Genomic DNA, 18294 nt, shown 5'->3' with positions numbered 1-18294 from the left:
GGCATGACGGCACGCGACCGCACCGATCGGCACATCGAGCGCTGGCTGCCCGTGCTGCCGGAACTCGACCCCGATGTCGAGGGGGCGGTCACCCGGATGTCCGTTCTCACCCGGCACCTGCGCACGGTGAAGGACCGCTCCCTGGCCGAGCTCGGCCTGCCCGCCCACGAGTACGACACCCTGCACGCCCTCGCCGGGCGGCGCGGCCGGGCCACCCCCGGCGAGCTGGCCGACGACATGGCGATGGCCCCCGCCTCGGTGACCGCCCGGCTCGACGCCCTGGAGCGACGCGGCTTCGTGCGGCGCATCCCGTCGACGGTGGACCGGCGCCGGGTCGACGTGGAGCTGACCGAGGCCGGGCACGCGGCCTGGCACGCGGCGATCGAGGTGATCGGCCAGGAGGAGCATCGCCTGCTCGGCGTGCTCACCCCGGACGAGCGCCGACTCCTGGCCGACCTGCTGCGGCGGGTCTCCCTGCACGCGGAACGCACCACCGGCTGAACCGGCCGGGAAAACGCCTGGCGTCGCCGGTGAGCCGGCTGGCAGGGTGGCCGGCATGACGGCCCAGGCTCTGGCGGGCGCCCTCGCCGACGACGTACGGCGACAGGTCTTCGCGGCGATCGTGCTCGGCGCCGCCGACGCGACGGTGGTGGCGGACCGCACCGGTCTGCCGACCCGGCAGGTGGTCACCGCGCTGCGGCGGCTGGTCGAGGCCGAGGTGATCGCCGACGCGGGCGGTGACCTGCGGGTCGACGTCGACCGGTTCCGCGAGGCCGCGCGGACGCCGGCGCCGGACGCCGCCGCGGAGGAACCGGCGGACCGGGTGCTGCGCACCTTCCTGCGCGACGGGGTGGTGGTGCGGCTGCCGGCGCAGCGCGGCCGGCGGCGGGTGCTGCTGGCCCACGTCGTGGCCGCGTTCGAGCCGGGCGTGCGCTACCCGGAACAGGCGGTCGACGAGATCCTGCGGCGCTGGTGCGACGGCGGCGGCTCGGACCACGTGACCCTGCGTCGCCACCTGGTGGACGAGCAGTTGCTCGCCCGTGAGCAGGGGATCTACTGGCGCATCGGGCCGTGACCGTCCGGGGCGCAAACCATCTGGTGCCGGACGGTGTTGTTAGCCTCGGGGCATGACCTCGCGCTCGCCCGGTGGCTCACCCGACCTGATGTTCCTGCTCTCCTGGGCGAGTCACGCGCTGATGGCGGAGCACGCCGCCGGCCTGGCCCGGCTGGGCATCTCCCCGCGCGCGCACTGCGTGCTGCTCAAGGCGCGGCCCGGGGGCCTCGCCCAGCGGCAGATCGGCGAGCTGTGCGGGATCGACAAGACCACCATGGTGGTGACCCTGGACCAGTTGGAGGGCGCGGGCCTGGCCCGACGCCTGCCCTCGCCGAGCGACCGGCGGGCGCGGCTGGTCGAGGTGACCCCGGAGGGGGAGAAGGTCCTCGACGAGGCGCAGGAGATCGCCGGCCGGATCCAGCAGGACGTGCTGGCCACCCTGCCCGAGGCCGACCGCGCGGTGTTCCTGCGCTCGATCAGCGCCCTGGTCGGCGGTCGACTCGCCGGCGGCGGAGCCTGCGGCGTCCGCCCCGCCTACTAGTCCCGAGCAGGATAGTTCCGGACGGAACTATCTGATACGGTCGCACCTGTCTGGTTCCCTGACCGAGGAGCACGCATGACCGCGACCGCGCATCCCACCGCCACGACCCCGTCCCTGCGCCGCCGCGCTCTGGGCGTGGCCGCCACCGTCCTGACCTGCGTCGTGCTCTGGATCGTGGGCGCGGTCGCCGGGGTCGACTACACCGTCGAGAATCCCGGGCAGCCGGCGTTCGTCGTCGGCGTCGTGCCGGTCATCATCTTCTCCCTCGGCTCGGCGCTGGTGGGTTGGGCCGGGCTGGTCCTGCTGGAGCGCTTCGCCGGCCGGCGGGCCACCGTCATCTGGATCGCGCTCGCGGTGCTGATCGCCCTGCTGTCCCTCGTGCCCGTCGTCGCCACCGAGGCGACCACCGGCGCCAAGGTGATGCTGGGGGCGATGCACCTGGCGGTCGCCGCGGTGCTGATCGCCTTCCTGCCCCGACGCGCCCGCTGACGATCGACGCATGACGGCGGCGTCCCCACTACGGGGACGCCGCCGCCGCGTCCCCGGCCAGGTCCCGTCGACGGAATTGCGTTGACCTTGGCGCGAGGATCGACGGGTGCGCACCACTGACCCCACCACCTGGACGCTGATGCCGGCCAGGCCCGCCGACCCCGACGCGGCGGAGCTGCTGTGGCGGTACTTCGAGGAGATCGTCCGCCGCTACCACCGCCGGCCCGTCCGGCCCGGCGAGGTCGAGGCGGCGATGGTCGACTCACCCAGCGATGACCTCGTCCCGCCGACCGGGCTGCTGCTGGTGGCGTACCACGCCGGCCGGCCCGCCGGCTGCGCCGGGCTGCGGCGGCGGCCCGGCTGGGCGGAACTGACCCGGGTCTTCGTCCACCCCGCCCACCGGGGTCACGGCGGCGGCGCCGCGCTGCTGGCCGGCGCCGAGCGGCACGCCCGGACGTTCGGCGCCGACCGGATCCGGCTGGACACCCGCGCCGACCTCGTCGAGGCCCGCGCCCTGTACGCCCGGCACGGCTACCGCGAGATCCCCGCCTACAACGACGACGTGTACGCCGAGCACTGGTTCGAGAAGGTCCTCTCGCGAGTTGACGCCGGGCGCGCGGCGCGCTAAATAGAGAAGAGGAAGTTGAGTCGTATGGACTCAACTACGACACCTTCGGCCAGGAGAACCGAGGAGGCACGACAATGCTGATGCGTACCGACCCGTTCCGTGAGATCGACCGGCTCGCCGAGCAGCTGTTCGGCAGCACCAGCCGCCCCGCCGTCATGCACATGGACGCCTACCGCGACGGCGACCACTTCTACGCCGCGTTCGACCTGCCCGGCGTCGACCCCGACAGCATCGACTGCACCGTCGAGCGCAACGTGCTGACCGTCCGCGCCGAGCGGCGCCGCCCCACCGGCGACAACGTCGAGCTGGTCGCCGCCGAACGTCCGATGGGCACCTTCACCCGGCAGCTGTTCCTCGGCGACACCCTCGACGCCGACCGCCTCGAGGCCGGGTACGACAACGGCGTGCTGACGCTGCGCATCCCGATCGCGGAGCGCGCCAAGCCGCGCCGGGTCACCGTCACCGCCGGCAGCAGCGGCAACGGGCACAAGCAGCTCACCTCGTGACGGTGGATCCGCCGGTGGACGCGTGCGGCGCATCCGCCGGCGGCGGATAGATGGCGGCCATCGCGTGGGCGCTGGCCGCCATCAGCTCCCGCAGCTCCGCCGGGGCGAGCACCTCCACCTGCGCGCCCAGCTTCAGCAGCTCGGTGTGCCCGTGCCGCACCGACTCGATCGGCACCGTCGTGTGCAGCCAGCCCTGCGCGTCCGGCGCTTCGGCCGCCGCCCGGGCCGCCCGGCTCATCGCCGGCGGGAAGACGTACGCCATGAACTCCAGCGCCGCGGCCGTGACCCGCACCCGCGCCTCGTCGCGGTAGACGCCGCGCTCGTACCGGTCGGTCCACTCACGCCAGAACGCGACCAGGTCGAAGTCGGCGGGCCGGTCGAACCGCTCGTCGCGCACGGTCAGCGCCAGGACGGCCGCGACCCGGTAGGTGCGGACCTGCTCCCCGGCCCGGGCCACCAGGTACCAGCGGCCGGCCTTGAGCACCACGCCCAGCGGCGCCAGCACTCGGCTCACCTCGCGAGGCCGCTTCCAGCGCTGGTAGCGGAGATCGACCAGGCGCTCCTCCCAGATCGCCTCGGCCAGCGCGGTCAGGTGCGGGGTGGGCTCCGGGTCCCGGAACCAGCCGGGCGCGTCCAGATGGAACCGCTGCCGGATCCGGTCACCCTGCTCCGCCAGGTCCGGCGGCAGGGCGGCGCGCAGCTTCAACTCGGCCGCGGTGAGGACCGCGCCCAGGCCCAGCTCCGCGGCCGGCCCGGGGACCCCGGCCAGGAACAGCGCCGCCGCCTCGTCGGAGGTCATCCCGGTCAGCCGGGTGCGGTAGCCGCCGAGCAGCCGGTAACCGCCGGCCGGACCCCGGTCGGCGTACACCGGCACGCCGGAGGCGCCGAGGGCCTCGACGTCGCGGTAGACGGTACGCACCGAGACCTCCAGCGCCTCGGCGAGTTCCTGGGCGGTCATCCGCCCCCGGGCCTGCAGGAGCAGCAGCAGGGAGACCAGCCGGCTGGCGCGCACCCGACGACGGTAGCGCGCGGCGCGGATCCGCTCGGGCGCGCCTCGTGGTCATTGGCCGCCGAGGCTGAGAGCCTTTTTCACATGCTGCGTTCTGACGTCCCGGTCCTGCCCCGAGCCTCGGCCCGGCCCGCCCTGCCGACCGGGCCGGTCGACTTCACCGAGGCGTGGCTGCGCAACCGGCGGCTGTCGGAGCACACCCGCGCCGCGTACCGGCGGGACATCGCCGGCTGGCTGGCCTGGTGCGCCGCCCGTGAACTGGACCCGCTGCACGCCAACTTCCTCGACGTCAACGCCTACGGCCGCGACCTGGAGGCCACCCTGGGCGCGCGGACCGGCCGGCCGCTGACCCCGGCGACCGTGGCCCGCAAGCTCTCCGCGCTCTCGAGCTGGTACGAGTTCCTGGTCAAGCTGCGGGCGGTGGAGGCGAACCCGGTCTCCGGCGCCGACCGGCCGCGTGTCGACCGGGACCACTCGGCAACCATCGGGCTCACCCCCGAGGAGGTGGACGCGTTGCTGGCCGCCGCCGACACCGACACCGGCCCGACCGCCGCCCGCAACCGGGCCGCCATCGCCCTGCTCGCCGACCTCGGGCTGCGGGTGGGGGAGCTGGTCTCGCTCAACCTCGACGACCTGGGTGCCGAGCGGGGGCACCGCAGCGTGCGGTTCGTCGGCAAGGGCGGCAAGCCACGCCGTCGGGCGCTGACCCCCGGCACCGCGTACGCCGTGGACGCGTACCTGGCCGAGCGGGCGGCGGCGCAGGGGGTGGGCGTGGAGCAGCTCACCGGCCCGCTGCTGGCCACCGCCACCGGCGGTCGACTCGACCGGCACTCGGTGTTCCGGCTGGTCCGCCGGCTGGCCCTGGCCGCCGGCATTCCGGCGGCGGCGAAGTTGTCGCCGCACTCGCTGCGGCACGCCTTCGCCACCACGGCCCGCGCCGAGGGCGTGCCGCTGGAGGACGTGCAGGACGCCATGGGTCACGCCGATCCGCGCACCACCCGCCGCTACGACCGGGACCGGCACAACCTCGACCGGGACCCGGCGTACGCGATCTGGGCGGCGCGGGCCCGCCGCCGCGGCTGACCCGCACCAGGGAGACGACGACGTCGCCCCCGAGCCGGCCCCCCGGTCCGGCCGGGGGTGACGGCCGTCAGCCGCGCGGGCGGGGGCAGATGCAGAACGGCTGGCCCACCGGGTCGAGCAGCACCACCCAGCGCCCGTCGCCGGGCTGGAACTCGGGCTTCGTCGCGCCCGCCGCCACGAACTCCTTCTCCGCGACGGTCAGGTCGTCGACGTACAGGTCGAGGTGGTAGCGCTTGGCGGAGGTCTCGTCGGGCCAGCGCGGCGGCTGGTAGCCGTCGACCCGGCCGAATCCGATCGAGACGCCGTCGGGCCTGCTGATCATGGCGTAGTCGGCTTCGCTGTGGGTGATCTCCCAGCCGAGGACACGGTGGTAGAAGTCGGCGTGCGCGGCCGGGTCGGAGCTGTCCAGGTTGACCATGGCGAGGTCGGCGGTGACTGTCATGCCCGGCAGCCTGCCGCAGATACCTGACACCTTCTGGCAGGTTCAGTCGACGTGCCGGCGGCGGCGCTGGTTGGCGTGCTTGCGCACGGCGAAGTCGTACGCGTCGGCGAGCAGTTCCGAGACCAGTTCCTGGGTCGCCGGGCCGGGGTCGACCACGCACACCCAGTGCTGCGGGGCGTAGACCGGGTGCGGCAGCAGCGTGTCGGCGCGGGTGTGGTCGACGGCGGCCGGCGGTGCCGGGAACAACGACAGGTACCGCGCCCGGGTCAGCCCGATGTTGAGCCGCCACGCCCCCGGCCGGTCCAACGCCGAGGCGGTGTCGTAGTGGTCGCCGGTCACGATAGTGGCGAACGGCAGCCACCGGTCGGCGGGCAGGTCACCGAGCGGGTCGTAGACGAGGAACGTGTCGCCGCCGCCGTCGACGGCGGTGACCCCCTCGAACGAGTCGCAGATGTGTCGTTTCATGTCGTCGGCGTCCATGGCTTCAATTTTTTCATTGAAGTTCCTTGTGAGAGTTGAGCCGGATTTCGCGCTCGAAGCCCGGCTCAACCCTCAACTGCGGCGGTAACCCGTCAGCGGAGCAGGTCGAGGTGGTGGCGGGCGTCGGCGGCGATGTCCTCGTGCCGCAGTAGACGATGCCGTGGCGAATGCGACAGAGGGCGATGTTCCTGCGCGGACCGGACGGTGCGCATACGGTCGCAGGTGATGGGCGGTGAGCAGGCGTGGACCCGACCGGCCCGGCCCCGCCGGCCGGTACGCACCGGTCTGCTGCTGGGTGGCCTGACGATGGCGCTGTGCCTGGTCGGGGTGGCCGGGCTGGGCGCCTGGAACGTGCAGGTGGTGATGCAGGCCGGCGGCCCGGTGCGGGAGACCGCCGACGGGTTCTTCCGGGAGCTGTCCGCCGGCGAGGTCGACCGGGCGTACGACCGGCTCTGCGACCAGGCGCGCGGGCGGTGGAGCGAGGTCGGCTTCGCCGGCTGGGTGAAGACCCCGCCGGTGGTCAGCGGCTACGAGATCCTCGACGTGTCGGTGCGCACCAAGGCCGGCCGCCCGATCGGTGAGGTGACCGTCCGCGTCACCCGCGAGGGTGGGGCCGCCGAGGAGCGCCGGCTGCCGGTGGTGAAGGAGGACGGCGAGTGGCGGGTCTGCGGGGACCCCTTCTAGGAGCGCGGGCCCAGGTCGCCGGAGCGGTAGTGCCGCCGGCAGAGCACCTGGTAGCGCACCTCGGCGGTGTCCGCGGTGTCGCCGATGACGACCTGCGCGCCCTCGCGGACCACCCGCCCGTCGACCACTCGGGCGTTGAGCAGCCCCTCCCGGCCGCACCAGCAGAGCACCTCGATCTGGATCCGGGCCACCTCGTCGGCCAGCTCGAACAGCCGCTGCGCGGCGGGGAAGAGGCAGGACCGGAAGTCGGTGGCCAGGCCGAAGGCGTAGACGTCGACGTCGTAGCCGTCGACCAGCTCGGCCATCTGCTCGACGTGCTCGACGTTGTAGAAGGACGCCTCGTCGCAGATCAGGTAGTCGACGCGTACCCCCTCGGCCCAGGTGTCGCGGACCAGCGTCCGCAGGTCGAGGGAGTCGGTGACCTCGACGGCGGAGTGGGCCAGGCCGATGCGGCTGGTGACCTGCGGGCCCAGCGACCGGTCGATGCGGGTGGTGACCAGGCCGCGGCGGCCCTGCCGGGCGTGGTTGTAGTTCATCTGCAACGCCATGGTGGACTTGCCGCAGTCCATCGGCCCCCAGAAGAACTTCAGCGCGGCGGCGTGCAACGGCCGCCCGTCGACACCGCGGGCGGCGGCACAGCCGATGCCGTTCTCGTCCGGGCCCGGCAGCGGTCGGGCCAGGCAGTTGGGGGCGGCAGCGGCGTCGTCGGTCACGTCGGGGCAGCCTAGTCCATCGAGGCGCCCCGATCGGCTCGGCTCAGAGCACCTTCGGTGGGGTGTTGCCGGCCGCGAGGATGGCCCGGCGGATCGGCACGGCGGCCAGCAGCGCGAAGCCCAGCACGAAGAAGATCAGCAGGGAGACCAGGCCCACCCGGTAGGAGGCGGTGAGCTGGAACACCAGCCCGAAGGCGAGCGGCCCGAGCCAGCTGGTGCCCTTGTCGCTGATCTCGTAGAAGCCGTAGTACTCGCCCTCCTTGCCGGTGGGGATGAGCTGGCTGAACAGCGACCGGCTCAGCGCCTGGCTACCGCCGAGGACCAGGCCGATCGCCGCGCCGAGGGCCATGAACGGCAGCGGCGCCTCGGCGGGCAGCCGGAACGCCGCGATGATCACGCCAATCCACAGCACCAGCGACAGCAGCACCGTCTTCCACGCGCCGATGCGCCGGGCCAGCGCGCCGAGGGCGAGCGCCCCGCCGAAGGCGAGGAACTGCACCAGCAGGATCGTCACGATCAGGGTGTCCTGCTCCAGCTTCAGCTCCTTGGTGCCGTACTGGCTGGCCAGGGTGATCACGGTCTGGATGCCGTCGTTGTAGACCAGGAAGGCGAGCAGGAAGAACAGCGTCAGCGGGTACGCCTTGATCTCGCGCAGCGTGCGGCCGAGCTGCCGGAAGCCGTCGGTGAGCACGTTGCCGCCGCCGGCCAGCGCCGCGGCGGTGGGGCGTTCGCGCAGCCAGCGCAGCGGCACCAGGGTGAACACCGCCCACCACACGCCGGCGGACACGATGGACCAGCGGGCCAGGTCCAGGGTGCGCTGCGGGTTGCCCTCCTCGCCGAGTGACCTCACCGCGAGCAGGTTCAGCGCGAGCAGCACGCCGCCGCCGAGGTAGCCGATGGCCCAGCCACGGCTGGAGATGCCGTCGCGTTCGTCGGGGCCGCCGAGCTGCGGTAGGAACGAGTTGTAGACGACCACCGCCGCGCCGAAGGCGATGTTGGCGATCAGGAACAGCGCGCCGCCGAGCAGGTACCGCTCGCCGGTGACGAAGGCCATCGCGATGGTCGCCCCCGCGCCGGTGAACGCCGCGCCGGCCAGCAGCCGCTTCTTATGCACCGACCGGTCGGCGATCGCCCCGACCACCGGCAGCACGAAGACGGTGAGGAACACCGACAGCGAGATCAGGTACGGGTAGTAGGAGCCGGCGGCGACCCGGATGCCCAGCGGGTGCACGTACCCGTCGCAGCTGTCCGCGCCGAGTTCGCAGCCGGCCGCCAGCTCGGTGACGGTGGTGAGGAACGGGCCGAGGAAGACCGTGATGACGGTGGTCTGGAACGCCGAGTTGGCCCAGTCGTAGAGGTACCAGCCGCGGCGTTCCCGGCGGGTGCTCGCCGGCGGTGGGTCCTGCACCGCGGGGGTGACGGTCTCGGCCATGGGGTTCCTCGGTGTTCAGGCGGCCCAGTGGCCGCGGCTGCGGTAGACGTCGCGCAGCACGCCGACGTGATCGGTCATGATGCCATCCACCCCAAGATCAAGTAAGTCGTGCATCTCGGCAGGTTCGTCGATCGTCCAGACGTGCACCTGCAGCCCCAACCGGTGGCAGTAGGCGAGGAAACGCCGGTCCACCACCGGCACCCGCCCGTAGCGCGGCGGCACCTGCGCGGCCACCACCGACGGCGGCAGGCGCAGCCGCCACCCGTGCAGCGACGCCACCCGCAGCCGGGCCACGCCGCGCATGCCGAGGCTGGTCGCGATCCGACCCTCGGTCAGGGCCCGCAGCCGGATCAGCCGGGCGTCGCTGAACGACGCCAGCAGCACCCGGTCGGCCGCGCCCGCCCGGGTCACCGTCTCGACCGTCGGCGCGACCCCGCCGTCGGCCTTCACGTCGATGTTGAACCGCACCCGCGGCCACGCCGCCAGGACCTCCTCGAGCCGGGGTACGACCGCGGCCCCGCCGACGCGTACCGACGCCAGGTCCGCCCAGCGCAGCTCGGCGATGCGCCCCCGCTCACCGGTGATCCGTTCCAGGGTGGCGTCGTGGAAGACCACGGCCACCCCGTCGGCGGTGCCGTGCACGTCGGTTTCGACGTACCGGTAGCCCAGGCCGACGGCCCGGGCGAACGCCTCGACGGTGTTCTCGTCGCCCTCGGCGGCCCCGCCGCGATGGGCGAACGCCAGCGGCGCGGGCGCGTCGAGATAGCCGTATCGGGTCAGCACGCAGCGCAGTATGCCTCGCCCCGGTGGCCCACGGACGACCGGCCGGCGAGCACCCCGTGTCGCCGGTCCGGCCACCCGGTACGGTGCCCTGCGACCTCGCGGCGCGCCCGCCGCGACCGGCGTGAGGCGGGGGAGACGCGTGCGGCCCAGCATCCTGTTCGTCACCGACCTGGCCTACCCGGCGCAGGGCCGCCGCTACGGCGACGAGGACGTCTTCCTGACCTCCCGGCTGCGCGATGACTTCGACCTGGCGCTGTGCCATCCCCGCGACGCGGCCGCCCTGATGGACCGCTTCGACGCGGTCGTGGTCCGCAACAGCGGCCCGGTCCTGGCCTACCGGGAGGCGTACGAGGTGTTCCGCGCCGCCGCGCTGGCCGGGGGCGTGCGGGTGTACAACCCGCTGACCGGCCGGGGCGACATGGCGGGCAAGCGGTACCTGGTGGAACTCACCGCCGCCGGCGAGCCGGTGATCCCGACCGTCGACCGGCTCGCCGACGTCGACCGGCTGCCGCCGACCGACGAGTACGTGGTCAAGCCGGTCGTCGGCGCGGACTCCGTCGGCCTGCGGTTCGTTTCCCGCGATGGGCTCGCCGAGGCGGTCGACGGGCAGTCGCTGATCCAGCCGCGGGTGCCCTTCCGGTACGAGGTGTCCTTCTACTTCGTCGACGACGCCTTCCAGTACGCCCTGCACGCCCCCGACCCGCGGCGGCGCTGGGCCCTGGCCCCGTACGCGCCGACCGGGGCGGACCTGGACTTCGCCCGCCGCTTCGTGCGCTGGAACACCCTCGCCCACGGCGTGCAGCGGGTGGACGCCTGCCGCACCGTCGACGGGACGCTGCTGCTGGTGGAGCTGGAGGACCTCAACCCGTACCTGTCGCTGGACCTGGTCGCCGCCGACGTGCGGGAGGGGTTCGTGGCGGCGCTGACCACTTCCCTGCGCCGCTTCCTGGCCGCCGGCCAGTGGCTTTGACGCAGGCCCTGAGGCGGCTCAGCGCAGCCAGCCGGAGGTCAGGTCGGTGACCGCCGTCCCCGCGAGGTCGGCCAGTTTCACCCGGACGAACTCCCGCGCCGTCGTCGAGGTCTGCGTGCGCGGCGACGGGGTCGGGCCGGTGACGGCCGCGACGACGACGGTGGCGGCGTCCGCCGGGGACTGCGCCGCCGCGAAGACCCCCGCCGCGCTGCGGTCGAGGTACGCGCGCAGCGCCGGCCCGTACACCCCGGCCCGCTCGATCGCGCGGTCCCGGTCGACGCCGACGTTGGCGACGAACTCGCTGGCCACCGCGCCCGGTTCGATCACGGCGACGGTCACCCCGACACTCGCCGCGACCGGCGCGAGGGACTCCATGAACCCCTCCACGGCGAACTTCGCCGCGCAGTACGCCTCGTTGAACGGCTGACCGACCACCCCACCGACGCTGGTGACGGTGACCAGCCGGCCCCGACAGGCCCGCAGGTGCGGCAGCGCGGCCCGGCTGACGTGCAGCACCCCGAAGAAGTTGACCTCCATGACGGCCCGTACGTCGTCGACGGTCTCCTGTTCCAGGGTGCCGACGTGCCCGGCGCCGGCGTTGTTGACCACCGCGTCGAGCCGCCCGTACGCGGCCACCGTCTCGGCCACGGCGGCGGCGGCCGCGTCGGCGTCGGTGACGTCGAGCGGGCGTACGTCGATCAGGTCGGCCACCCCGGCGGCGTCGGCGGCCTCGCGCAGCCGGTCGGCGCGCCCGAGGTCGCGCATGGTGGCCACGGTGCGCCAGCCGGCGCGCGCGCAGCCCAGCGCGATCTCCAGCCCGATCCCGGTGGAGGTGCCGGTGACCAGCACCGTCTGCTCGCTCATGTCTGCCCTGCCTCTCCTGGTGGAACGCCTGCGGGCAGGGTCTCACCGTTCGGGGCCGCGCGAGGGCAACTCCGGGTTGCCCGGCGCGGGGAGCGGACACTAGGGTCGATGTCGTGACTGCCGGGTCGGCCATGGGCCACGAGCGGACAGGGCACCCGGCCGGCGCGTGAGCCCCGGGTGGGCCCGAGGCCCGCCACGCGTGTGCTCCGCCCGTCGCCCTCGCCGCGACGCCTCCGCGATCCTCACGCACCACGGCTCGGGCCGTCGGTGCCGCCTGCTGCGCGTGCCGTCCGTCGACGTCCGCGTTCCCCGCTCTTCGCACCCACCGCGCCGCCGCGCGGCGCGCCCATCTGCCCGGAGTAGCCACACCGCATGCCGAACGACGTCAACACCCAGGTCATCGAAGAGTTCCGCGCCAACGCCGGCCGTGTCGGCGGCTGGTTCGAGGGCGCCCGACTGCTGTTGCTCACCACCACCGGGGCGCGTACCGGCGCCCCGCACACCACCCCGCTGGGCTATCTGCCCGACGGGGACCGGGTCCTGGTGATCGCCTCCGCCGGGGGCGCGCCGCGGCACCCGCAGTGGTTCCGCAACCTGGTGGCCGACCCGCTGGTCACCGTGGAGGACGGGGTCTTCACCTACCGGGCCCGCGCCGAGGTGCTCCCCGACGCCGACCGGGACCGCGCCTTCGCCCGGGCCGCCGAGGCCGACCCGGGGTGGGCCGACTACCAGGACCGGGCGGGCCGTCGGCTGCCGGTGGTGGCGTTGGAGCCGCTGCCCGGCCCGCCGAGCCCGCCGCCCGGCCCCCCGGGCGCGGCGCTGATCGCCGTGCACGACGCGTTTCGCCGCGAACTCGCCCTGATCCGGCAGGAGGTGGCGGCGGCGGGGCCGACGATCGGCGCGCAGCTGCGGGTGAACTGCCTGACCCTCTGCGAGGGGCTGCACGGGCACCACCAGCGCGAGGACGGGGGCCTCTTCGCCTGGCTGGCCGACGAGCGGCCGGATCTCGCCCCGGTGCTCGACCGCCTCGCCGCCGAGCACCGGGCGATGGCGGCGTTGCTGGACGAGTTGCGTGCCGTCCTGGCCACTCCCGCCGCCGACCGCGACGCGCTGGGCCAGGAGGTGGACCGCCTGACCGACCAGGTGCGGGCGCACCTGGCGTACGAGGAGGAGCAGCTGGCGCCGGTCCTGAACGCCGCCGTCGGGTGACGTCGTCGCCGCCCGGCGGGGGTCAGGCCGCCGGGCGGCGGCGGTGGGCGCGGCTGGTGTCGACGGGGCGGCCCGGGTCGACGTGGCGGGGGCGGTCCGGCTCGTCGCGGCGCAGCGGCACCAGGGTGTCGGTGATCGCGTCGATGATCCGGTCGGTGCCCCGGCGGGCGGCGCCGGGCGTGCCGTGGGTCAGATCGTGCAGGTCCAGCGGGTCGCCGAAGCGCACCCGGATCACCGGTCGGCGCAGCAGCGACCGGGCGATGCCGGGCAGCATGCCCTCAGGTGTCCGGTAGGGCAGCACCTCGTGCGAGCCCCACTGGGCGACGGGGATGATCGGGGCGCCGCAGGCCAGGGCGAGCCGGGCGGCGCCGGTCTTGCCGCGCTCGGGCCACAGGCCCGGATCGAGGCCGATGCGGCCCTCCGGGTAGACCAGCACCACCGAGCCGCGCGCCACGGCCGCGGCGGCGTCGTCGAGGGCCCGGTGCACCCCGGCGGTGCCCCGGTCGACGCGCAGGTGCCCGGCGTGGCGCATCAGGGCCCCGATCACCGGGGCGCGGAAGAGTCCGCCGGTGGCCATGATCCGGGGGGCGATGCCGCGGGTCTGGCAGGCCGCGGCGAGGACGGCCGGGTCGAACGGGCTGATGTGGTTGGCGGCCAGGATCAGCGGGCCGCGGCGCAGGTGCTCGGGCACGTCGCCGCTGACCTCCAGCCGGGCCAGTAGGGCGACGAGGAGGCGGGCGAGGACCTGTACGGCGCGCCAGAACAGCGGCGGCCGCCAGGTGGCGGTCGGGGTGTCCATCAGTGCTGGATGGTCGCACGCCGCCGGGTGAGGGCGGGCACCGATCCCGGGCCGTGCGGCAGAGGTGATCAGGGTCATTGGTCCCGGGGCGGGTCGGGACCCCCGGCCCTGCCCCCATCTCTACGACGCGCAGTAGTATTTACTACGTCTCGTAGTATGAACAGCTGGGGGTTACTGGTGGACGCGTTGGACGTCGCCCGCTGGCAGTTCGGTGTCACCACCGTCTACCACTTCCTATTCGTGCCGCTGACCATCGGCCTGTCGATGCTGGTGGCCATCCTTCAGACGCTGTGGCACCGCACCGGCAACGAGCGCTACCTCAAGCTCACCAAGTTCTACGGCAAGCTCTTCCTGATCAACTTCGCCATGGGCGTGGTCACCGGCATCGTGCAGGAGTTCCAGTTCGGCATGAACTGGAGCGACTACTCCCGCTTCGTCGGCGACATCTTCGGCGCCCCCCTCGCGATCGAGGCGCTGGTCGCGTTCTTCCTGGAGTCGACCTTCATCGGCCTGTGGATCTTCGGCTGGGACCGGCTGCCCAAGCGGGCGCACCTGGCCAGCATCTGGGTCGCCGCGATCGGCACCAACCTCAGCGCCTACTTCATCCTCGCCGCGAACTCGTTCATGCAGAACCCGGTCGGCTACCGGATCAACCCCGACACCGGCCGGGCCGAACTCACCGACTTCGTCGCCGTGCTCACCAACAAGGTCGCGCTGATCACTTTCCCGCACACCCTGGCCGGCTCGTTCCTGGTCGCCGGCTCGCTGGTGGTCACCGTCGGGCTGTGGCACATGATGCGCAACCGCGACAGCGCCGACACCGGGGCGTACCGGTTCGCCACGAAGTTCGGCTCGTGGGTGGTGCTGGTCTCCGCCACCCTGGTCGTGATCACCGGCGACATCCAGGGCAAGATCATGACGCAGGTGCAGCCGATGAAGATGGCCGCCGCCGAGGGCCTCTACACCACCGAGAGCCCCGCCTCGTTCTCCGTGCTCACCGTCGGCAGCCTTGACGGCAGCCGGGAACTCTTCGCCATCAAGATCCCGTACCTGCTGTCGTACCTGGGCACCGGCGACCCCAACGGCACCGTGCACGGCATCAACGATCTGCAGGCCCAGTACGCCAGCCAGTACGGCGCCGGCAGCTACACCCCGATCATCCCGGTCACCTACTGGAGCTTCCGCTTCATGATCGCCTTCGGGCTGGCCGCCGCCGCGATCGCCCTGCTGGTGCTCTGGTCGCAGCGCAAGGGCCGCACCCCCACCAGCCGCTGGCTGCTGCGCGCCGGCCTGGTCATGCCGGTGCTGCCCCTGCTCGCCAACTCCTTCGGCTGGATCTTCACCGAGATGGGCCGCCAGCCCTGGATCGTCTTCGGCGAGATGCTCACCCGCGACGGCGTGTCCCGCAGCGTCTCGCTGACCGAGGTGCTCACCTCGTTCACCGCCTTCACCCTGATCTACGCCACCCTCGCCGTCATCGAGTTCAAGCTGCTCGTCCGCTACGCCCGCGCCGGCGTGCCCGACCTCACCCCCGATCCCGCGATCGACGACAGCCACGACGACGCCGAGCGCCCGCTCGCCTTCGCCTACTGACCCGGAGCCCACCGTGGAACTGACGACCGTCTGGTTTCTCCTCGTCGCCGTGCTCTTCACCGGCTACTTCATCCTCGAAGGCTTCGACTTCGGCGTCGGCATGCTACTGCCCGTCCTCGGCCGCGACGACCGGGAACGCCGCGTCCTGATCAACACCATCGGCCCGGTCTGGGACGGCAACGAGGTCTGGCTGATCACCGCCGGCGGCGCCATGTTCGCCGCCTTTCCCGAGTGGTACGCCACCCTCTTCTCCGGCTTCTACCTGCCGCTGCTGCTGATCCTGCTCGCCCTGATCGCCCGGGGCGTGGCCTTCGAGTACCGGCACAAGCGCCCCGAGGCGTCCTGGAAGCGCCGCTGGGACACGGCGATCTTCGTCGGCTCCGTCGTACCGGCGGTGCTGTGGGGCGTCGCCTTCGCCAACATCCTGCGCGGCGTGCCACTGGACGCCGACCACGAGTACGTCGGCGGCCTGGTCGACCTGCTGCACCCGTACGCGCTGCTCGGCGGGGTGACCACCGCGGCGCTGTTCCTCACCCACGGCGCGGTGTTCCTCGCCCTGAAGACCACCGGTGAGATCCGGGAGCGGGCCGGCGCGCTCGCCGTGCGCCTGGGCGTGGGCACCGCGGTCGCCGCGGTGGCGTTCCTGACCTGGACGCTGAGCATCCGCTCCAGCACCGCCGCCGTCGTGTTCGCCGTCGGCGCGGCCCTGGCCCTGCTCGGCGCGCTCGCCGCCGCCCGGGTACGCCGGGAGGGCTGGGCGTTCACCGGCACCGCCGTGGCGATCGGCCTGGCCGTGGCGACCCTGTTCGCGGCGCTGTTCCCGAACGTACTGCCCTCCACCCTGGACGCCGCCGGCACGCTCACCGCCACCAACGCCGCCTCCACCCCCTACACCCTCAAGATCATGACCTGGGTGGCGGTGATCTTCACCCCGATCGTGCTGGCCTACCAGGGTTGGACGTACTGGGTGTTCCGCAAGCGGATCGGGGTAGTGAACATCCCGCAGCACTGAGAACCTGCGGGGGCGCGGGACGCGGGGCCGGGCGAGGGGGTCGCACCGGCCCCGCGGGCTGTTCCCCGCCGGAAAATCCGTCCACCCTCAAGATCCGCGCCGCTATGGTGGGCCGATGGCCAGCCCCCCGCACGTGCGTGAACTCACCGTCGACGACCTCACCGACGCCAGGCACCTCGGTCGGCGCGCCTTCGGCTCCGACCCGCAACCGGCGCCGCACGCCACCGTCGCGGTGCCCGGCCTGACCCGCTACGGCGCCTTCGACGACACCGGCAGGCTCCTCGGCAAGGCCGTCGACCTGCACCACGAGCAGTGGTGGTCCGGGCGGGCCGTGCCCGCCGCCGACGTCGCCGGGGTCGCAGTCGCCCCCGAGGCCCGCGGCCGTGGCGTGGCCCGCGCCCTGCTCACCGGCCTGCTGCGCGGCGCCCACGACCGTGGCGCCGCCGTCAGCGCGCTGTTTCCCACCGTCACCGCCCCCTACCGCGCCTGCGGCTGGGACGTCGCCGGGGTGATGCGCACCGTCGACGTGCCCACGGTGGCGCTGCCCCGGCACCGCCCGGCGGCGCACCTGAGCGTCCGCGCGGGCACGCCCGACGACATGCCGGCCGTCGTCGCCCTCTACGAACGCCTCGCCCGGGACCGGCGCGGGCTGCTCACCCGCCGCGGTGACCTCTTCGACCCGCACACCACCGCCGACACCCTGCCCTTCGACGGGCTCACCCTGGTCGAGGACGACGGGCACCTGGTCGGCTACGCCAGCTGGGACCGCGGCCGCGGCTACGGCGACGACGCCGTGCTCACCGTCCACGACGTCCTGGCCACCACCGCCGACGCCGCCCGGGAACTCGTCGGCGTCCTCGCCAGCTGGCACAGCGTTACCCCCACGGTGCGGCTGCGCCTGCTCGACGGCGACGCCGTCAGCGCCCACCTGCCGCTGGAAGCCGTCCGCGAACACGAGCAGGAGCCGTGGATGCACCGGCCCGTCGACGTCACCCGCGCCGTCGCTGCCCGCGGCTGGCCCGCCCATGCCCGCGGCACCGTCGAGTTCACCCTCACCGACCCACTCGCCGACTGGAACACCGGCACCTGGCGGCTGGCGGTCGCCGACGGCGCCGCCGAACTCATCCGCGTCACCGCCGACGATGTCGACCTGCACCTGTCCGTACGCGGCTTCGCCCTGCTCTACAGCGGCGCCAGCACCGCGGCGTCCGTCGCCGACGCCGGCCTGCTGCACGCCACCGGCACCGACCCGCGCGCGCTGGACCTGCTGGCGGCCGGGGGAGCGGCGCACCTGCTCGACTACTTCTGAGTGGTGCACACCCGCGGCGCCTCGCCCGCCGACCTGCCGCCTCCCGGCGGCGATGGTGCCATCCCCGGGCGGGCCGTGGAGCCCGCCCGGGCGGCGGCCGGGCCGCCCGCCCCGCAGGGTGGTGGCCCGGCCGCCGGGGGTGGCGCGTCAGTGCGCGTGGTGGTAGGCGTGCACGACGGCGTGGCCCTTGCCGCGCGAGATCAGCCACCGGTTGATCGGCGTGGTGAGCACGAACGCCACCAGCAGCGCGAACGCCAGCGACGCCCAGAACACCCAGCTGGTCAGCCCGGCCTCCATCGCGCCGGGTACGGCGAGCATGACGGCGTTGTCGAGGAACTCCATCACGGCGATCGACACGGTGTCGGCGGCCAGCGCCACCTTCAGCGCGGTACGCACGTCCACGCCGGCGCGCAGCACCCCGCGCATCGTCAGCGCGTAGCCGAAGACGAACGCCAACGCGACCGCGAGCACGACGGTGGGCAGCGCGGACCAGCCCAGCGCGGTGCCGATGACCATGCCGAGCACCTCACCGATCGCGCAGCCGGTCAGGCAGTGCAGGGTGGCCTGCGCGGCCACGGCCCATGACGTCGCCGTGGCCGCCGCCGAGGCGGGCGGGTGGTGACCGTGATCGGTGTGCGCGGCGCCGCCGGGGTGGTGATGGATGCTGTGGTTCATGAACGGGCCTCCCTTCAAC

22 protein-coding genes are annotated in these 18294 nt (G+C 73.6%); 13 read left to right on the top strand and 9 right to left on the bottom strand.

Features of this window, described 5'->3' with window-relative positions:
• The first annotated feature begins 3 nt into the window (after nucleotides 1–3).
• The 6 genes from ACTMS9_RS23110 to ACTMS9_RS23085 all read left to right on the top strand — a co-directional run bounded on the left by ACTMS9_RS23110 (nucleotide 4) and on the right by ACTMS9_RS23085 (nucleotide 3218).
• Nucleotides 4–501 (top strand): MarR family winged helix-turn-helix transcriptional regulator, encoded by a 498-nt coding sequence (locus ACTMS9_RS23110; protein ID WP_154936932.1) that lies wholly within the window; start codon nucleotides 4–6, stop codon nucleotides 499–501.
• Nucleotides 502–556: 55 nt separating this feature from the next.
• Entirely contained in the window at nucleotides 557–1075 is a 519-nt protein-coding gene (locus tag ACTMS9_RS23105; protein ID WP_441166001.1) for a DUF2087 domain-containing protein, read from the top strand.
• A 52-nt stretch (nucleotides 1076–1127) separates the two neighbouring features.
• On the top strand, nucleotides 1128–1595 hold the full coding sequence (locus ACTMS9_RS23100) for a MarR family winged helix-turn-helix transcriptional regulator (RefSeq protein WP_441166000.1): 468 nt from the start codon (nucleotides 1128–1130) through the stop codon (nucleotides 1593–1595).
• Between the two features lie 75 nt (nucleotides 1596–1670).
• Nucleotides 1671–2084: a DUF6069 family protein gene (locus ACTMS9_RS23095; protein WP_441148841.1), complete on the top strand. Its 414-nt coding sequence runs from the start codon at nucleotides 1671–1673 to the stop codon at nucleotides 2082–2084.
• Nucleotides 2085–2190: 106 nt separating this feature from the next.
• Nucleotides 2191–2712, top strand: coding sequence for a GNAT family N-acetyltransferase (locus tag ACTMS9_RS23090; RefSeq protein ID WP_441165999.1), 522 nt, complete (start codon nucleotides 2191–2193; stop codon nucleotides 2710–2712).
• 74 nt (nucleotides 2713–2786) lie between these two features.
• The gene (locus tag ACTMS9_RS23085; RefSeq protein WP_441165998.1) at nucleotides 2787–3218 is read left to right on the top strand and encodes an Hsp20/alpha crystallin family protein; all 432 of its coding nucleotides are present in this window, start codon (nucleotides 2787–2789) and stop codon (nucleotides 3216–3218) included.
• Here the strand turns inward: ACTMS9_RS23085 and ACTMS9_RS23080 are convergent.
• Nucleotides 3208–4230 (bottom strand): helix-turn-helix transcriptional regulator, encoded by a 1023-nt coding sequence (locus tag ACTMS9_RS23080; RefSeq protein WP_441165997.1) that lies wholly within the window; start codon nucleotides 4228–4230, stop codon nucleotides 3208–3210. The two genes, ACTMS9_RS23085 and ACTMS9_RS23080, sit on opposite strands and share 11 nt — an antisense overlap.
• A gap of 81 nt (nucleotides 4231–4311) precedes the next feature.
• Between ACTMS9_RS23080 and ACTMS9_RS23075 the strand changes: the two genes are divergently transcribed.
• Nucleotides 4312–5310 carry a tyrosine-type recombinase/integrase gene (locus tag ACTMS9_RS23075; RefSeq protein WP_210775518.1) on the top strand — a complete coding sequence of 333 codons (999 nt, stop codon included), beginning with the start codon at nucleotides 4312–4314 and terminating at the stop codon, nucleotides 5308–5310.
• 67 nt (nucleotides 5311–5377) lie between these two features.
• On the opposite strand, the gene ACTMS9_RS23070 is transcribed toward ACTMS9_RS23075, so the two are convergent.
• Both ACTMS9_RS23070 and ACTMS9_RS23065 read right to left on the bottom strand, forming a co-directional pair.
• On the bottom strand, nucleotides 5378–5752 hold the full coding sequence (locus ACTMS9_RS23070) for a VOC family protein (protein WP_357611638.1): 375 nt from the start codon (nucleotides 5750–5752) through the stop codon (nucleotides 5378–5380).
• Between the two features lie 42 nt (nucleotides 5753–5794).
• Nucleotides 5795–6232: a DUF6194 family protein gene (locus ACTMS9_RS23065; RefSeq protein WP_441165996.1), complete on the bottom strand. Its 438-nt coding sequence runs from the start codon at nucleotides 6230–6232 to the stop codon at nucleotides 5795–5797.
• Nucleotides 6233–6457: 225 nt separating this feature from the next.
• Here ACTMS9_RS23065 and ACTMS9_RS23060 point away from each other — a divergent pair, with 225 nt between their 5' ends.
• Nucleotides 6458–6916: an Rv0361 family membrane protein gene (locus ACTMS9_RS23060; protein ID WP_154936922.1), complete on the top strand. Its 459-nt coding sequence runs from the start codon at nucleotides 6458–6460 to the stop codon at nucleotides 6914–6916.
• Here the strand turns inward: ACTMS9_RS23060 and ACTMS9_RS23055 are convergent.
• Genes ACTMS9_RS23055 through ACTMS9_RS23045 form a run of 3 tightly spaced genes read right to left on the bottom strand, consistent with a single transcriptional unit; the run spans nucleotide 6913 to nucleotide 9844 of the window.
• A complete protein-coding gene (locus tag ACTMS9_RS23055) occupies nucleotides 6913–7629 on the bottom strand; it encodes a thymidine kinase (protein WP_441165995.1) in 717 nt (238 codons plus the stop codon). The genes ACTMS9_RS23060 and ACTMS9_RS23055 overlap by 4 nt on opposite strands.
• 43 nt (nucleotides 7630–7672) lie before the next feature.
• Nucleotides 7673–9061, bottom strand: coding sequence for an MFS transporter (locus ACTMS9_RS23050; protein WP_441165994.1), 1389 nt, complete (start codon nucleotides 9059–9061; stop codon nucleotides 7673–7675).
• Between the two features lie 15 nt (nucleotides 9062–9076).
• On the bottom strand, nucleotides 9077–9844 hold the full coding sequence (locus tag ACTMS9_RS23045) for a glycerophosphodiester phosphodiesterase (RefSeq protein ID WP_441165993.1): 768 nt from the start codon (nucleotides 9842–9844) through the stop codon (nucleotides 9077–9079).
• 139 nt (nucleotides 9845–9983) lie between these two features.
• Here ACTMS9_RS23045 and ACTMS9_RS23040 point away from each other — a divergent pair, with 139 nt between their 5' ends.
• On the top strand, nucleotides 9984–10814 hold the full coding sequence (locus ACTMS9_RS23040; protein WP_441165992.1) for a hypothetical protein: 831 nt from the start codon (nucleotides 9984–9986) through the stop codon (nucleotides 10812–10814).
• 18 nt (nucleotides 10815–10832) lie between these two features.
• On the opposite strand, the gene ACTMS9_RS23035 is transcribed toward ACTMS9_RS23040, so the two are convergent.
• On the bottom strand, nucleotides 10833–11678 hold the full coding sequence (locus ACTMS9_RS23035) for an SDR family NAD(P)-dependent oxidoreductase (RefSeq protein ID WP_441148831.1): 846 nt from the start codon (nucleotides 11676–11678) through the stop codon (nucleotides 10833–10835).
• Between the two features lie 372 nt (nucleotides 11679–12050).
• On the opposite strand from ACTMS9_RS23035, the gene ACTMS9_RS23030 reads away from it, so the two are divergent.
• On the top strand, nucleotides 12051–12887 hold the full coding sequence (locus ACTMS9_RS23030) for a nitroreductase/quinone reductase family protein (protein ID WP_441165991.1): 837 nt from the start codon (nucleotides 12051–12053) through the stop codon (nucleotides 12885–12887).
• Nucleotides 12888–12909: 22 nt separating this feature from the next.
• Here ACTMS9_RS23030 and ACTMS9_RS23025 read toward each other — a convergent pair whose 3' ends face one another.
• The gene (locus ACTMS9_RS23025; protein ID WP_441165990.1) at nucleotides 12910–13686 is read right to left on the bottom strand and encodes a lysophospholipid acyltransferase family protein; all 777 of its coding nucleotides are present in this window, start codon (nucleotides 13684–13686) and stop codon (nucleotides 12910–12912) included.
• Nucleotides 13687–13863: 177 nt separating this feature from the next.
• Here ACTMS9_RS23025 and ACTMS9_RS23020 point away from each other — a divergent pair, with 177 nt between their 5' ends.
• From ACTMS9_RS23020 to ACTMS9_RS23010, 3 genes are all read left to right on the top strand, one after another.
• Nucleotides 13864–15279 carry a cytochrome ubiquinol oxidase subunit I gene (locus ACTMS9_RS23020; RefSeq protein ID WP_441166062.1) on the top strand — a complete coding sequence of 472 codons (1416 nt, stop codon included), beginning with the start codon at nucleotides 13864–13866 and terminating at the stop codon, nucleotides 15277–15279.
• A 13-nt stretch (nucleotides 15280–15292) separates the two neighbouring features.
• Nucleotides 15293–16291 carry a cytochrome d ubiquinol oxidase subunit II gene (cydB, locus tag ACTMS9_RS23015; protein WP_441148828.1) on the top strand — a complete coding sequence of 333 codons (999 nt, stop codon included), beginning with the start codon at nucleotides 15293–15295 and terminating at the stop codon, nucleotides 16289–16291.
• A 115-nt stretch (nucleotides 16292–16406) separates the two neighbouring features.
• Entirely contained in the window at nucleotides 16407–17600 is a 1194-nt protein-coding gene (locus ACTMS9_RS23010; RefSeq protein ID WP_441165989.1) for a GNAT family N-acetyltransferase, read from the top strand.
• 147 nt (nucleotides 17601–17747) lie between these two features.
• Here the strand turns inward: ACTMS9_RS23010 and ACTMS9_RS23005 are convergent, their stop codons facing one another.
• Nucleotides 17748–18275, bottom strand: coding sequence for a DUF4396 domain-containing protein (locus ACTMS9_RS23005; protein ID WP_441148826.1), 528 nt, complete (start codon nucleotides 18273–18275; stop codon nucleotides 17748–17750).
• Between the last annotated feature and the right edge of the window lie 19 nt (nucleotides 18276–18294).

It is taken from the genome of Micromonospora sp. L31 (assembly GCF_052068075.1).
In the GTDB taxonomy this organism is placed as follows: domain Bacteria; phylum Actinomycetota; class Actinomycetes; order Mycobacteriales; family Micromonosporaceae; genus Micromonospora; species Micromonospora purpureochromogenes.
Note: the sequence above shows the minus strand (reverse complement) of the source record. Positions and strands in the feature narration are given on the sequence as shown.

Excerpts from the sequence above, each read along its gene's own strand:
- ACTMS9_RS23075 (WP_210775518.1), top strand. The coding sequence starts at position 4,312 with ATGCTGCGTTCTGACGTCCCGGTCCTGCCCCGAGCCTCGGCCCGGCCC.
- ACTMS9_RS23110 (WP_154936932.1), top strand. The coding sequence starts at position 4 with ATGACGGCACGCGACCGCACCGATCGGCACATCGAGCGCTGGCTGCCC.
- ACTMS9_RS23025 (WP_441165990.1), bottom strand. The coding sequence starts at position 13,686 with ATGGACACCCCGACCGCCACCTGGCGGCCGCCGCTGTTCTGGCGCGCC.
- ACTMS9_RS23050 (WP_441165994.1), bottom strand. The coding sequence starts at position 9,061 with ATGGCCGAGACCGTCACCCCCGCGGTGCAGGACCCACCGCCGGCGAGC.
- ACTMS9_RS23100 (WP_441166000.1), top strand. The coding sequence starts at position 1,128 with ATGACCTCGCGCTCGCCCGGTGGCTCACCCGACCTGATGTTCCTGCTC.
- ACTMS9_RS23030 (WP_441165991.1), top strand. The coding sequence starts at position 12,051 with ATGCCGAACGACGTCAACACCCAGGTCATCGAAGAGTTCCGCGCCAAC.
- ACTMS9_RS23035 (WP_441148831.1), bottom strand. The coding sequence starts at position 11,678 with ATGAGCGAGCAGACGGTGCTGGTCACCGGCACCTCCACCGGGATCGGG.
- ACTMS9_RS23070 (WP_357611638.1), bottom strand. The coding sequence starts at position 5,752 with ATGACAGTCACCGCCGACCTCGCCATGGTCAACCTGGACAGCTCCGAC.
- ACTMS9_RS23010 (WP_441165989.1), top strand. The coding sequence starts at position 16,407 with ATGGCCAGCCCCCCGCACGTGCGTGAACTCACCGTCGACGACCTCACC.
- ACTMS9_RS23005 (WP_441148826.1), bottom strand. The coding sequence starts at position 18,275 with ATGAACCACAGCATCCATCACCACCCCGGCGGCGCCGCGCACACCGAT.
- ACTMS9_RS23060 (WP_154936922.1), top strand. The coding sequence starts at position 6,458 with ATGGGCGGTGAGCAGGCGTGGACCCGACCGGCCCGGCCCCGCCGGCCG.
- ACTMS9_RS23065 (WP_441165996.1), bottom strand. The coding sequence starts at position 6,232 with ATGGACGCCGACGACATGAAACGACACATCTGCGACTCGTTCGAGGGG.
- ACTMS9_RS23095 (WP_441148841.1), top strand. The coding sequence starts at position 1,671 with ATGACCGCGACCGCGCATCCCACCGCCACGACCCCGTCCCTGCGCCGC.
- ACTMS9_RS23105 (WP_441166001.1), top strand. The coding sequence starts at position 557 with ATGACGGCCCAGGCTCTGGCGGGCGCCCTCGCCGACGACGTACGGCGA.
- ACTMS9_RS23085 (WP_441165998.1), top strand. The coding sequence starts at position 2,787 with ATGCTGATGCGTACCGACCCGTTCCGTGAGATCGACCGGCTCGCCGAG.